Source organism: Kribbella hippodromi, from assembly GCF_039531045.1.
Classification (GTDB): Bacteria; Actinomycetota; Actinomycetes; order Propionibacteriales; family Kribbellaceae; genus Kribbella; species Kribbella hippodromi.
In genome coordinates this window covers 198,425-212,377 of sequence record NZ_BAAAPH010000009.1, presented here as the reverse complement: position 1 = coordinate 212,377, position 13,953 = coordinate 198,425, and the positions used below count along the sequence as shown (strand labels likewise).

The 13,953-nt window shown below is 67.8% G+C and carries 12 protein-coding genes; 6 read left to right on the top strand and 6 right to left on the bottom strand.

Going from position 1 to position 13,953, the window contains the following annotated elements; genetic code table 11:
- Position 1: 1 nt before the first annotated feature.
- From ABD260_RS16445 to ABD260_RS16420, 6 genes are all read right to left on the bottom strand, one after another.
- Positions 2-1,162, bottom strand: coding sequence for an MFS transporter (locus ABD260_RS16445; protein WP_344234407.1), 1,161 nt, complete (start codon positions 1,160-1,162; stop codon positions 2-4).
- Positions 1,163-1,281: 119 nt separating this feature from the next.
- Positions 1,282-2,871 carry a carboxylesterase/lipase family protein gene (locus ABD260_RS16440; RefSeq protein ID WP_344234406.1) on the bottom strand — a complete coding sequence of 530 codons (1,590 nt, stop codon included), beginning with the start codon at positions 2,869-2,871 and terminating at the stop codon, positions 1,282-1,284.
- Between the two features lie 57 nt (positions 2,872-2,928).
- Positions 2,929-3,693, bottom strand: coding sequence for a precorrin-6A synthase (deacetylating) (gene cobF / locus ABD260_RS16435; RefSeq protein ID WP_344234405.1), 765 nt, complete (start codon positions 3,691-3,693; stop codon positions 2,929-2,931).
- Positions 3,693-5,180 (bottom strand): glucose-6-phosphate dehydrogenase, encoded by a 1,488-nt coding sequence (gene zwf / locus ABD260_RS16430; protein WP_344234404.1) that lies wholly within the window; start codon positions 5,178-5,180, stop codon positions 3,693-3,695. The genes cobF and zwf overlap by 1 nt, the downstream gene beginning before the upstream one ends.
- 60 nt (positions 5,181-5,240) lie before the next feature.
- Complete coding sequence (gene pepE / locus ABD260_RS16425) at positions 5,241-5,960, bottom strand: dipeptidase PepE (RefSeq protein WP_344234403.1); 720 nt, start codon at positions 5,958-5,960, stop codon at positions 5,241-5,243.
- A gap of 15 nt (positions 5,961-5,975) precedes the next feature.
- Positions 5,976-6,767, bottom strand: coding sequence for an IclR family transcriptional regulator (locus tag ABD260_RS16420; protein ID WP_344234402.1), 792 nt, complete (start codon positions 6,765-6,767; stop codon positions 5,976-5,978).
- Between the two features lie 98 nt (positions 6,768-6,865).
- Between ABD260_RS16420 and ABD260_RS16415 the strand changes: the two genes are divergently transcribed.
- The 6 genes from ABD260_RS16415 to ABD260_RS16390 are packed head-to-tail and all read left to right on the top strand — an operon-like array spanning position 6,866 to position 13,944.
- The gene (locus ABD260_RS16415) at positions 6,866-7,873 is read left to right on the top strand and encodes an ABC transporter permease (RefSeq protein WP_344234401.1); all 1,008 of its coding nucleotides are present in this window, start codon (positions 6,866-6,868) and stop codon (positions 7,871-7,873) included.
- A complete protein-coding gene (locus tag ABD260_RS16410) occupies positions 7,866-8,768 on the top strand; it encodes an ABC transporter permease (protein WP_344234400.1) in 903 nt (300 codons plus the stop codon). Before ABD260_RS16415 ends, ABD260_RS16410 begins: the two co-directional genes overlap by 8 nt.
- A 14-nt stretch (positions 8,769-8,782) precedes the next feature.
- The gene (locus tag ABD260_RS16405; RefSeq protein ID WP_344234399.1) at positions 8,783-10,351 is read left to right on the top strand and encodes an ABC transporter substrate-binding protein; all 1,569 of its coding nucleotides are present in this window, start codon (positions 8,783-8,785) and stop codon (positions 10,349-10,351) included.
- On the top strand, positions 10,348-11,613 hold the full coding sequence (locus tag ABD260_RS16400) for a M20 family metallopeptidase (RefSeq protein ID WP_344234398.1): 1,266 nt from the start codon (positions 10,348-10,350) through the stop codon (positions 11,611-11,613). Before ABD260_RS16405 ends, ABD260_RS16400 begins: the two co-directional genes overlap by 4 nt.
- Complete coding sequence (locus ABD260_RS16395; RefSeq protein ID WP_344234397.1) at positions 11,606-13,279, top strand: ABC transporter ATP-binding protein; 1,674 nt, start codon at positions 11,606-11,608, stop codon at positions 13,277-13,279. Before ABD260_RS16400 ends, ABD260_RS16395 begins: the two co-directional genes overlap by 8 nt.
- A complete protein-coding gene (locus ABD260_RS16390) occupies positions 13,276-13,944 on the top strand; it encodes an AroM family protein (protein ID WP_344234396.1) in 669 nt (222 codons plus the stop codon). The genes ABD260_RS16395 and ABD260_RS16390 overlap by 4 nt, the downstream gene beginning before the upstream one ends.
- The last annotated feature ends 9 nt before the right edge of the window (positions 13,945-13,953 follow it).

Below are 13,953 nucleotides of genomic sequence, written 5' to 3'. Positions count from 1 at the left end.
GCTACGTGCCCGGAACCTGCTGTGTTCTGGACCACAGCAGGACCGCGACCGCCAGCACCGCACAGACTCCACCGGCCACCATCACGACCTGCACCGACCACGCGTCCACCACGAGCCCACCAAGCAGTGCGCCGGCCGACAGCACCGCCTGGAAGGAGGAGGTGAACCACACCGTCGCTGCCTCAGGCGACTCCGGTGTAGCCCGCGCGAACATGCTCATCGAACAGACCGGTACGCCGCCGTACCCGAGTCCCCAAACGACCAGCAACAACAACGCACCGCCCGTACTGCGCCCAACGACCGGCATCAGCAACGTCGCAGTGGCGATCAGCGCCGCGCAGGTGGTGAACGTGCTGATCAGCCGCCGCCCCGCGTACAGACCAGCGACGACGTTGCCGATCAGCCCGGCCGCACCGTAGACCAGCAGGAACAGCCCAATCAGCTCCGGGCGTACTACGTCGCGCAAGAACGGTGTGACGTACGTGTACGTGGCGAAATGCGCCGTGACGACCAGGCAAGTGACGATGAGCGCATTGCGGCTGCCACGAAGCGCCTTGCCGAGTACGGATGCCCGGGTGACCTGGAGCGGCGGTAGCGGTTGCACCGTCGTACGGAGCGCCACGAGGGCGATGACCGCGAGTACACCAAGGGCAGCGAACGACGTACGCCAGCCGACGAGCTCACCGACGAACGTCCCAGCCGGTACGCCGAGCACTGAACCGAGCGGCACTGCGGAGAAGATGACAGCAGTCGCCCGCGTCGCCGCCCGCTCCGGGACCAGTCGGCCGGCTAGACCGGCGCCGATCGACCAGAAACCTCCGATGGTCAGTCCGACGAGGAACCTGGCGATCAGCTCGAACCAGAAGACCGGTGCGACGGCTGCAAGGAAGCCGGCGGCGGCCAGCAGGACCATGAGTGCGCAGAGCATCAGCCGGCGGTCCAGACGGGCTGTCGCGAGGGTGACGACCGGTGCGGCGACTGCCGCGACCAGGCCGGGCATGGTCATCAGCCAGCCGGTCCGGCCGGGGGTGAGCGCGAAGTCGGCGCCGATCGGGGTGAGCAGGCCGATCGGAAGGATCTCGGTGGTGACGATCGCGAAGATGCCCAGCGTCACCGCGCCCACCCCGAACCAGCGAACGGCCGGCGGTGTCAGAACTGTCATGCCTCCAGGCAACCGCCCGAGGCCGCCACCGGCTCGCGGTTTCGCGACACTGCGATCGGCGGCGACCAACGCGTCGCTTTTCCGCGAACTGATCGACGGCGGCCGTGGCGAGTGACCCGTTACGAACCTAGACCCGCCCAGAAGTCGCACTGGTGTTCAGTGCTGAGGTTGACCGGGTGGATGCCACTCTGGTCGGTCGGTGCGAGTGACAGGCCGCTGATCGACCGCTGGCCGGTGGGGGACCAGTGCGGGCGGTCCGGGCCGTTCGGGTTGCCGGTGCGGGCGAACGTCGTCCAATAGTCGATCATCTGGTTCGACAGCTTCTGCTGCGTCGCGGACAGCGGTACGTCGTACCCACCCAGCCGGAACAGGTACGGCAGTTCGGTGGCATGTGCGGCGCCCTGACCAGGCCCTGCGATCGGTGAGTGCTTGTCGGCGAACTCATACGCGTACACCGGCACTCGGCCGGCCGCGTGCTGATCTGTCGCGACCTGGGTGCACGACCAGATCCGGTCCGTCGTGACCGCGCTCCACGCCGCGGTCGGTGACGCGTACCGGGACAGCGGATAGTGCTGCAGGACCTTGGCGGCCTTCTTCGGACCGACCATGTCCGCGACGAGCTTCGGGTAGTCCTTGATCTCGCCGAACGCGGGCATCCAGCCGTCTGCCTCGTCGTGGTTGTTCCCGGAGATGATCGGCACCCGGTGGAACAGACCGGCCTTCATCGCCTTGGCCGGGCTGTACGGCGCCACCGCGGTACCGCCGTACCCGATCTGGGTGAACTGGAGCATGTCGTCAACCAGCGCGCCGGCCTTCGCGGACCGGAGGCACTGGAGCGTCGACTGACCCGGCTTGCAGCCCAGCTCCGTCTTCTTGCCTGCGGCCCACTCCTTGCCGTTCGCCTCTACCCGGCTGACCGGAACGAACGGCGAGTCCGCCTGCTGACCCGGGTACTGGCTGTTGTCGGCCCAGTTGAACGCGCAGGAGCCGCTCTGCATGATCGCCTTCGAGAACAGCCCGGTGGCGGTCGGAGAGGTCAGTTGGGCGCACACGCTCATGCCACCGGCGGACTCACCCGCGACCGTCACGTTCCGCGGGTCACCGCCGAACGCGCGGGCGTTGCGCTGCACCCAGCGCAGTGCCGCCTGCTGGTCCTGCAGGCCGAATGTGCCGGAGCCCGGCAGCCCTGGGTACCCGAAGAAGCCGAAGATGCCGAGCCGGTAGTTGACCGTCACCACCACCACGTCACCGCGGGCGGCGAACTTGGACGCCTCGTAGCTGCTGCCGGCGCCGGAGAAGAATCCGCCACCGGGAATCCACACCACGACCGCCCGGGGCTTGACGGACGGCTTGGCGGGCGTCGTCACGTTCAAGTACAGGCAGTCCTCGGCGTCCGACCCCTTCGGCGCCTCGGGGTTCGGTTGCTGCGGGCAAACATTCCCGAGCGCGGACGCCCGTACACCACTCCACGCCCGCGCGGCCTGCGGCGCCTTCCACCGCAAGGCCCCGACCGGCGGCGCCGCATAAGGAATCCCGTCGTACACAAGGGATTTCCCGACAGCCTTACCCGCCACCAGCCCTTTATCAGTAAGCACAGGTCCCGGCTGTGCGACACCCGGTTGCGCGGCCTCGCCGGCCCCGGCCCCCACCACCAACAACCCAACCGGAACCACCACGGCCGCGACCATCGCCAACAGTCTCTTAGTCATACCCCGCAGCCTCGCCCACCCGAACCACCCCCCGCGTCGACCCGACGGCCAGAACAACTACACCTTTGGTATAGGTCGTCGCAGGAGGTAGGTGTCCATGATCCAGCCTTTGCGGGTTCGGGCTTCGGTGCGGGTCTTTTCGATTTGGGGGGCGACTTCGTGGAGGGGGCCGGAGATCAGGAGTTCGTCGGGGGTGCCCAGGTAGGCGCCCCAGTAGATGGTGGCGTCCTGGTCGAGGTGTTCGGTGAAGGCGGTTTGGGCGTCGAGCATGACGACGACGTCGTCCGCGTCGGCCGGCCAGCCGGCGGCGAGGCGGCGGCCGGTGGTGATGTGGATCGGGCGGCCGACCTGGTTCAGGCCGACGCGGTGCCGGGCGGCCAGGGTGGAGACGCTGCTGATGCCGGGGATCACCTCGATCTCGAAGCTCAGTTCGCCGCGGGCCAGAATGTCGTCCAGGATCGCCAGCGTGCTGTCGTACAGGGAAGGATCGCCCCAGACCAGGAACGCGCCGACCTGGTCCGCGCCGAGCTCGGACGCGATCAGCTCCGCGCAGACATCGGCCCGGCGCCGCCGCCAGTCGTCGACGGCTTCGACGTACGCGGGCGTACTGCGGTCCCGCTCCGGGTCCTTGCCGAAGACGACCCGATGGTCCTTCGTCGCGTACCGGCGCAGGATCTCCGCGCGGAGGTCGACCAGCTCCTGCTTGACCTCGCCCTTGTCCAGGACGAAGAACACATCGACCCGCTGCAGCGCCGACACCGCCTGCATGGTGACCTGCTCGGGATCACCAGCACCGATCCCGGCCACAATGATCTCGCGCACTACTCCCGCCACTCCCGCTCGAACGGCAACCGCCACGCGCGTGGCGCGATCAGCTGGTGAATGGCGTTCGGACCCCACGTCCCGGCCTGGTACGGCTTGACCGGCGGCGGGTCCTCGAGCAGTGGCGCGGAACGGTCCCAGAGCGACTCGATGCCCTCGGCCGTGGTGAACAGGGTGTGGTCACCGCGCATCGCGTCAAGGATCAGCCGCTCGTACGCCTCCAGTACGTCCGCCGCGCCCGCGGTCTCCTGGGTGGAGAACTGCATCGACAGCTTCTCCAGCCGCATCCCCGGGCCGGGGCGCTTGCCGTAGAACGACAGCGACACCCGGGACGAGTCGGCCAGGTCGAAGGTCAGGTGGTCCGGTCCCTCGGAGCCGACGCCGGAGCCGGCCGGGAACATCGTCTTCGGCGCCTCCTTGAAGGCGATCGAGATGATCCGCTGTCCCTCGGCCATCTTCTTGCCGGTGCGCAGGTAGAACGGCACGCCGGCCCAGCGCCAGTTGTCGATTTCCACTTTCAGAGCGATGAACGTCTCGGTGTCCGAGTCCGGCGCGACACCGTCCTCGCTCCGGTACCCGGAGTACTGCCCGCGGACCACGCAGGTGGGGTCGAGCGGCAGCATCGAGCGGAAGACCTTGTTCTTCTCCTCCGAGATCGCCCGCGGTTCCAGCGCGGTCGGCGGCTCCATCGCGACGAACGACATCACCTGCATCAGGTGCGTGACGACCATGTCCTTGAACGCGCCGGTCGGCTCGTAGAAGGTGGCGCGCTGGTCCAGGCCGAGCGACTCCGGGATGTCGATCTGGACGTGATCGATGAAGTTCCGGTTCCAGATCGGCTCGAACAGGCCGTTCGCGAACCGGAACGCGAGGATGTTCAGCGCCGCTTCCTTGCCGAGGAAGTGGTCGATCCGGAAGATCTGCGACTCGTCGAAGGTCTCGTGCACGAAGTCGTTCAGCTCGATCGCGCTGGCCAGGTCGTCGCCGAACGGTTTCTCCATCACCACCCGGGCGCGCTCGACCAGGCCGGCGTCGCGCAGCATCGCGATCACCGCCTGGGCCGCCTTCGGTGGCACCGAGAGGTAGTGCAGCCGGCGGGTGTCCGGGCCGAGCAGTTCCTCGGCGGCCTTGACCGCGGTCGCCAGCGCCTCCGGCCCGGCCGTCACCGGCACGTAGTCGATCCGCTCCGCGAACTGCGCCCACTCGTCGTCGCTGATCTTGTGCGTACCGAACGTCTCGACCGCCTTCCGGGCCCGCTCCCGGAACTCGTCGGCGGTCAGGTCCTCGGTGGCCGTGCCGATGATCCGCACGTCCGGCGCGAACTTGGACTGCTGCAGGTACGCCAGCCCGGGCAGCAGTTTGCGCTTGGCCAGGTCACCGGTCGCCCCGAACAGCACGATCACATGCGGCGCCAGCGGCTCCAGATCCCGCCGCGACGGCCGCGACCCGGGCGCCGGGTACGCAATGGTCTGTATACGGTCAGGCACAAGTTCCTCCCGAGAGCCACCGAACTACCAACACCGGCAGTCTAGGCACTCGACCGTGAACTACTCGTGTACGTCGTAGCGCGGTGTGATGTTCAACAACTCCGAGAGGTCCGTACCGGTCGCGATCTCCTCCGGAGCCATGCCCCGCCGGAACAGCCGGGCCCCGGCCGGCAGGCCGCCGAGCGTCAGCGTGCCGGCGTGCAACCGCAGCCAAGTGCCCTCGCGGATGCCCAGCACCGGCACATCGTTCTCCTCCAGGAACTCGGTGATCCGCTTCTCCCGGGTCTCGCCCTGGTGCGTGGACGTCGGGTCCGGGTCGAGATAGTGCGGGTTGAGCTGGAACGGCACGAGGCCGAGCGTCTCGAAGGACGGCGGCTGCACGATTGGCATGTCGTTGCTGGTACGCATCGTCGGTCCGGCCAGGTTCGTCCCCGCACTCGACCCGATGTACGGAGCCCCGCCCCGAACGCGCGACCGGATGACCGCGAGCTCACCGCTCTCGTGCAGCGTCTTCACCAGCCGGAACGTGTTCCCGCCGCCGACGAACACCGCCTGCGCCGATTCCAGCGCCGACGCCGAGGAGTGCGCTCCGGTGACACGTACGCCGAGGGGCTCCAACGCGGACCGCACAGTCGCGGTGTACCCGTCGTGATCGGCCAGCGCGTACGGCACGAACACCACGTCGTCGATGCCCTTCAGCACTTCGCGAAGGGCATCGAGCGCGTGCGCCAGGAACGGCTGTCCGTGCGTGGCGGAGTTCGAAAGCAGAAGCAGTTCCACAGAGGTCCCCAAGGGTCAGCGGCGGCGGGCCGCGGGTGTGCGGTGGGCGAGCAGGTTGCTCAGTTCTTCGGTTGCCTCCAGCAACCGCGGGACCTGGTCCCGGATGTCGCCGGGCAGGTCCTCGTTCTTGCCCTCGGCGACGGTCAGCGAGCCGATCGGGCGGCGGCCGAGCCGGACCGGCGCCGCGATCGCGCGGGTGGCCGCGTCGTACTCGCCGTCGGAGAACGCCCAACCGGTCTGCACGGTCTCCTCGAAGCTGCGCTCCAGCGCGGCCTCGTCCACCTCGGTCAGGTCGGTGAACCGCGCGAACGGCCGTCCGGACAGCAGCGCCCGCCGCTCATTGCGGTCCAGAAAGGCGAAGTACGCACGCGAGGTCGCGCCGGCATGGGCGGGGTAGAGGTCGCCGACCAGCGGGTGACTGCGCAGCGGACCGCCGCCACCGTCGACGGCCGCGATGCAGCGGACGTGGAAACCGTCCGGGATGGTGAACGTGGTGGTCCGGTCGGTGTCGCGGGCGAGCCGTTCGAGGACGCCATCGGCGAGCGCGGCGAGACCGCCGGTGCGTTCCCAGAGCGCCGCCATCCGCCACATCGTCGGGCCCAGGCTGTACCGGCGGGTGATCGGATCCGGCCGCAGGAACCCGCGGAACGCGAGCGCCGCGAGCAGGCGCTGCGCCGAGGACTTGTCGACCCCGAGCTCGTCGGACAGCTCCATCACGCCCCAGTCCCGGCGCCGCTCGGAGTACGAGATCAGCACCTGCAGCGCTCGGTCGACCGTCTGCAACGGTGATTGTGCGTCGTCGTTCACACCTGAACCGTAGCCGCCCCGGCCCGATTATTGAATTGGTCTCTCAGATAACGGGAAGTCGTTGCAGCCAGCGCAGGTTACCCCCGAATGTCTTCGGCATGAACCTCGTCCTGCGTCGCGTGGCCGCGATGGTGCCCGCGCTGATCGGCGTCGTGGTGTGCATCTTCGTGCTCACCCGGGTGCTGCCGGGCGATCCGGCCCGGACGCTGGCCGGCGACCAGGCCGACCCGAGTGTGGTGGCGAAGATCCGGACCGAGATGGGTCTGGACAAGCCGCTGCACGTCCAGCTGGTCCAGTACTTCTCCGACCTCCTGCACGGCAACCTCGGCTACGCCTGGCACACCGGTCACAGCGTGGCCTCCGACTTCGCCTCCCGGCTGCCCGCGACCGTGGAGCTCGCCCTGGTCGCGCTGGTGATCGCGCTGCTCGCGGGCGTACCGCTCGGTGTGGTGAGCGCGACCCGCCGGGACCGGCCGGTCGACCATGCCGGGCGGGTGTTCTCGCTGCTCGGTGCGTCGATGCCGCTGTTCTGGCTTGGCCTGATGGTGATCGTGGTCTTCTACAACAAGCTCGGCGTGGCGCCGGCGCCGCTCGGGCGGGTGTCCGAGGGCGTCAACCCGCCGACCGACATCACCGGGCTGTACATCGTCGATTCGCTGATGACCGGTGACATGGTGGCGCTGCGGTCGTCGCTGTCGCACATCATCTGGCCGGCGCTCTGCCTGGCCACGGGCAGTACCGCGATCATCGCGCGGATGACGCGGTCCGCGATGCTCGAGGTGATCGGTCAGGACTACGTCCGTACGGCGGTGTCGAAGGGACTGAAACCCTCGGTCGTCACGCTCAAGCACGCGCTGCGGAACGCGGCTCCGGTCATCGTCACCATCTCCGGGCTGCAGTTCGGGCAGTTGATGGGCGGCGCGGTGATCACCGAGACCGTGTTCACCTGGCCGGGCATCGGCTCGTACGTCGTGCAGTCCGTACTGGCCACCGACTACGCGCCGGTCCAGGCGTTCACGCTGGTCGCGGCCGTCGTGTACCTGGCGGCGAACCTGCTGGTCGACCTGGTCAACGCCCGTCTGGACCCGAGGATCGCCGATGCCTGAGACAGCTCTTGAACCCCAAACAGCCGAGTCGGCCCAGTCAGCGCAACCGGCTGTGAAACCGCAGACCACCTTGCGGCTGCTGCTCCGGAACAAGCTGGCGGTCGTCGGGCTGGTGTTCATCGCGCTCTGGACGCTCGGTGCCGTGTTCGCGGACCTGCTCCCGTACGGCGCGACCCAGCCCGGCGCCGGCGGGCTGCTCCAGGGCCCGACCCTCGCGCACCCGTTCGGTACGGACAACTTTGGTCGCGACCTGCTCTCCCGGGTGCTGGCCGGCGGCCGGATCTCGCTCTGGACCGGGCTGATCGCGATCGCCATCTCGCTGCTGATCGGCGTACCGCTGGGTGCTTTCGCCGGGTTCGTTCGCGGCCGGGCCGGCGGGCTGGTGATGCGGCTGATGGACATGCTGCTGGCCTTCCCGTCGCTGGTGCTGGCGATGGCGATCGCGGCCGCGATGGGGCCCGGGATGGTCAGCGCGATGGTTGCCGTCGGCATCGTCGGGATCCCGGAGTTCGCCCGGATCGTGCACGGGCAGACGCTGTCGCTGCGGGAGCGCGACTTCGTCGAGGCCGGGCACGCGATCGGCCTGCCCGCGCGCAGCATCCTGATCCGGCACATCGTGCCGAACGCGCTGGCGCCGATCCTGGTCCGCGCCACCCTCGGCATGGGGTACGCGATCCTGACCGCCGCCTCGCTCAGCTTCATCGGCCTCGGCGCCCAGCCGCCGGACCCGGAGTGGGGCGTCCTGATCTCCGACGGCCGCGGCTACATCATCAGCGGCGAGTGGTGGATGACCACGTTCCCCGGCCTCGCGATCGCCACCTCGATCCTCGGCTTCAACCTGCTCGGCGACGGTCTCCGCGATGTCCTGGACCCGCGCCTGAGGACCAGCAAATGAGAAGGAGACCCCGCATGAAGCGGACAATTCTCGCCTTCGCGGCGGTGACGGCACTGGCGGTTTCGGGGTGTGCCGCGAACGCGAACAGCGGCGGCAGCGGCAAGCCGGACGCCGGCGACACCCTGGTCGCCGCGTACTCCGAAGGCGGCAAGACGCTCGACCCGGCCGAGGCGAACGACGTCACCTCGGACACCTTCGTGGTGGCCGCGTACGACCAGCTGGTCACCTACGGGCGGACCACCGACGGTGCGCAGCCGAAGGCGAAGACCGACGAGATCGTGCCGATGCTGGCCAAGTCCTGGAAGGCGAGCGCGGACAACACCTCGTACACCTTCACGTTGCGCGACGACGCGAAGTTCCAGGACGGCGCGGCGGTGACCGCGGACGCGGTGGTGAAGTCGTTCGCGCACATCAAGGCGTCCAGCTCGGCCAGCTTTCTGTACAAGATGGCCGGCATCGCCAAGGTGACGAAGACCGGCGAGCACACCGTAAAGATCGACCTGACGGCGCCGAACCACCTGTTCCTGCAGATCCTGCCGATGTACTCGTTCTCGATCATCGACATGGACAAGGTGACCCAGAACGGTGGCGCCAAGTGGCTCGCCAACAACACCGCGGGCTCCGGGCCGTACCAGATCACCAAGTGGGACCCGTCCACCGAGGCGACGATGGCGCGCAACGAGTCGTACTGGGGTGCCAAGCCGAAGTTGCGCCAGGTGGACGTGAAGTTCATCGCCGAGGCGTCGAACCGGGTGCAGTTGCTGCGCAAGGGCGAGGTCGGGCTGGCGCTCGAGGTGCCGCCGAAGGACGTGCAGTCGCTGAAGGGCTCCGACGGGGTCGTGATCGACTCGCGGGCAAGCAACAAGATCTTGTTCTTCGCGATGAACAACAAGATCAAGCCGTTCGACGACCCGCGGGTCCGGCAGGCGGTCTCGTACGCGATCCCGTACGACAAGCTGCTGAACGACGTGATGAAGGGTGAGGCGTCCCCGATGAAGTCGGCGGTGGCCAGTTCCACGCCGGGCTTCAGCGACGCCGGGTACACCTACAGCCACGACCTGGACAAGGCCCGCGCGCTGCTCGCCGAGGCCGGGCTGTCGAAGGGCTTCAGCTTCGACTTCACGCTCGGCTCCGGGTTCGACGACTGGAACGACGACGCGGTGCTGATCCAGGCCGAGCTGGCCAAGATCGGCGTCAAGATGAACATCAAGAAGATGGCCCGGCCGCAGTTCCTGGAGGCGCTCGACACCCGGAAGGTGCAGTCGTACATCACCCGCTGGACGTCGTTCGTGAACGATCCCGGCTACCACCTCGGTCTGCTGCTGACCACGCAGGGCTCGAGCAACTACGCCAACTTCTCCGACCCGGTGGTGGACAAGTCCTGGCAACAGGCCGCGACCGAGCCGGATGTTGCCAAGCGCAACAAGTTGTACGGGACGGCGCAGCAGGAAATCAACACCAAGGCACCGTGGGCGTACCTGTACGAGTACAACATCGTCGTCGCGCACCGGGCCGGGCTCGACGGGTACACCTCGTATCCGGACGGCATCGTCCGCTTCTTCCAGCTGAGCGTGACCAAATGAGCTGGGAGCAGCAGGTTCTCGACGAGATCGAACGGACTGCCGACGACCTGATCGAGCTGGCCGGTGATCTGATCCGGATTCCGAGCGAGAACCCGCCGGGTGACTGCACCGAGGTCGGTGAGTTCATCGCGGCCGTACTGCGGAAGGCCGGCGTGGACGTCGACGTGCACGACGCCGGGCAGGGACGCCTCAGCATCGTGTCCCACCAAGGTCCGGCGGGTGACCGTCACCTGGTGCTGGCCGGTCACTCGGATGTCGTACCGGTGGGTGATGTGAGTCGCTGGAGCTTCCCGCCGTTCGCCGGTGACGTGGTGGACGGGTACCTGCGCGGCCGGGGCGCCAGCGACATGAAGGCCGGTCTCGCCGGGATCATCCATGCGTACGTGGTGATGCACCGGCTCGGCGTACCGCTCAATGGGCGGCTGTCGCTCGCTGCCGTACCGGATGAGGAAGCAGGCGGACCGCTCGGTGCGGACTGGCTGCTCGACCAGGGCGTACTGGACGGTGCGACCGGTGCGGTAATCGCGGAACCGGCCGAGCGTACGCACCCCACCATCGGGCAGAAGGGCAGCAACTGGTTCCGGCTGACTGTTTCTGGCCGGCCTGGTCACGGCAGCCTGCAGCCGCTGCACGGTACCAATGCGAACTTGCAGGCTGCGAAGGCGATTGTCGCGCTGCAGGGGCTGTGGGAGATGGTCCCGGACGCACCGGCTGACGTCCGTGAGCTGATCGCACTGTCGCAGCGGTTCGCCGAAGAGCGGGAAGGGTACGCGCCGGGGATCGGTGCGGTGTTCGACCACGTGACGATCAACGTCGGGAAGATCACCGGCGGCTCGGCGACCAACGTGGTAGCCGACAAGTGCGTCGTCGAGATCGACACCCGCGTACCGATCGGACTGAGCCGGGCGCAGGTGCTGGCCCGCGTGGACGAACTGCTAGCTGCTGCTGGGGTTGAGGCGACTGTGGAGCCACTCGGGTTCCGCAGTGAGCCGAACTGGACGCTGCCGGACGACCCAATCGTGGTGGAGCTGGTCAGCGCACTACGGGAGCTCACCGGTGAACCAGCTGAGGGCGTACTGCAATGGGCGTCCTCTGATGCGCGTACGTTCCGCAGCCATGGCATTCCGGTACTGCAGTACGGACCGGCTGAGCTGGCGACGATCCACGGCTTCGACGAGCGTGCACCGGTTGCTGATGTCGTACTGGCCGCCAAGACGTATGCACTGACGACGCTGCGGTACCTCGGGGTCCGTGATGAGTGACCTGCTCAAGCTGACCGACCTGACCGTACGGATCGACACCTCGCGCGGCCCGATCACACCGGTCCGTGACGTCAGCCTGAGCATCCCGCGGGGCAAGATGCTCGGCCTGGTGGGGGAGTCCGGCAGCGGCAAGAGCGTTACCGCGATGACGATCACCAGGCTGCTGCCACGGCGGTCCGTCCATGTGACCGGTGGACGGATCGAGTTCGACGGGCGGGACCTCACCAACCTGTCGGACCGGTCGCTGCGGGCGGTCCGTGGCAAGGAGATCGCCACGATCTTCCAGGAGCCGATGACTGCGCTGAACCCGGTGCTGACGATCGCGGACCAGGTCATGGAGCCGCTGCGCGTACACCTCGGGCTGTCCCGTCGCCAGGCGGCGGACCGGGCCGCCGAACTGCTCGACATGGTCGGTATCCGCGACACTGCCCGAGTACTGCGTGACTACCCGCACCAGCTGTCCGGAGGGATGCGGCAGCGGGTGATGATCGCTATGGCGATGTCCTGTGAGCCGAAGCTGCTCATCGCGGACGAACCGACTACCGCGCTGGATGTCACCACTCAGTTGCAGATCCTCGAGCTGGTGATGGACCTGCAGCAGAAGCACGGTACGTCGGTGCTGCTGATCACTCACGACCTCGGAGTCGTCGCACAGACCTGTGACGAGGTCACCGTCATGCACAACGGTCAGGTGCAGGAGACCGCACCGGTAGAGCAGCTGTTCGAGTCACCGCAGGCGGACTACACCAAGCGGCTGCTGAGCTTCCTGCCGTCCAGCCGGGAGCGGGTGCGGGATGCACGCCCTGCCGATGAGACACCGTTGCTGGAGGTGTCCGAGCTGGTCAAGGTGTTCCCAGGGCGCCGGCGCCGCGGACGGCGTACCGAAGCTGTTGCTGCGGTGAACGGCGTGAGCTTCAGCGTCGCGCCGGGACGGACGCTCGCCATCGTGGGGGAGTCCGGCTCTGGTAAGTCCACCACCGGACGGGCGCTGCTCAGGCTGCACGAGCCGACCTCCGGAGCGGTGCGGTTCGACGGGGTTGATCTACTCGGGCTTTCTGATGCAGAACTGCGGGCGATGCGGTCCCGGATGCAGATCGTGTTCCAGGACACGTACGCGTCGCTGGACCCGCGTTGGACCATCGAACGCACACTTGCCGAACCGCTGCGACTGCACACCGACCTGGATACCACCGGGATTCGGGATCGGCTGGTCGAGGTGATGGAGCTGGTCGGACTGGAAGCCGATCACCTGCAGCGGTTCCCGCATGAGTTCTCCGGTGGGCAGCGTCAGCGGATCGGCATTGCCCGTGCGTTGCTGTTGAACCCGTCGCTGGTGGTGTGCGACGAGCCAGTGTCCGCGTTGGACGTGTCTGTGCAGGCACAGGTGCTTGAGCTGTTGAAGGACCTGCAGGACCGGCTCGGTCTGGCGTACGTGTTCATCTCGCACGACCTGTCAGTAGTACGGCTGATTGCCGATGACGTACTGGTGATGAGCCAGGGCAAGGTCGTTGAGCACGGGACAGTGGAAGAGGTGTTCGCGGCGCCGACCCACCCGTACACGAAAGCCCTACTGGCAGCGGTGCCGTCGCCTGACCCGCGTGCGCGGCTGGACCGCGCCCGGCGGCGCGAGCTGGTCGAGGCCGGTACCAAGGAGGCTGTCGCGTGACGGTTCTTGGTGTGGTGACTATTGGGCAGTCGCCGCGGAGCGACATGTTCCCGGAGCTACTGCAGTGGTTGCCGTCGTCGCTAGAGGTACGGGAGCGCGGTGCGCTGGATGGTCTGAGTACTGCGGAGATCGCGGCGCTCGCACCTGTACCTGGCGACGAGACACTGACTACGCGGCTGCGGGACGGTTCGTCGGTAGTGATCGGCCGGGCCGGCATCTTGGTACGGCTGCAGGCGGCGATCGACATACTCGAAGCAGGCGGCGCTGATGTCGTACTGCTCGTCTGCACTGGGGACTTCCCGCCGTTCCGGCACAGCCGGCCGCTACTGCTTGCTGGGCCGCTACTGACCGCGGGGCTGACCGCTCTGGCCGGTGACTCGCTTGTCGGCGTGGTGTGTCCGCTGGCGGAGCAGGAGCAGCAGTCGTACGAGAAGTTCGCGCACTTGGACCAGAAGATCAAGGTGGCTTGGGCCACGCCGTACCAGCCGGGGCTGACCGAGCTGGAGAGCGCAGCACGTCAGTTGGCTGCGGAGGGCGCGCAGCTCGTGGTGCTCGACTGCATGGGTTACACGCAGGAGCACCGGGCCGCCGCCGCGGCTGCGTCCGGTCTACCGGTGGTGCTTTCGCGCTCCGTCGTCGCCCGCCTCACCGCAGAACTCTGCTGAGCAATCCCA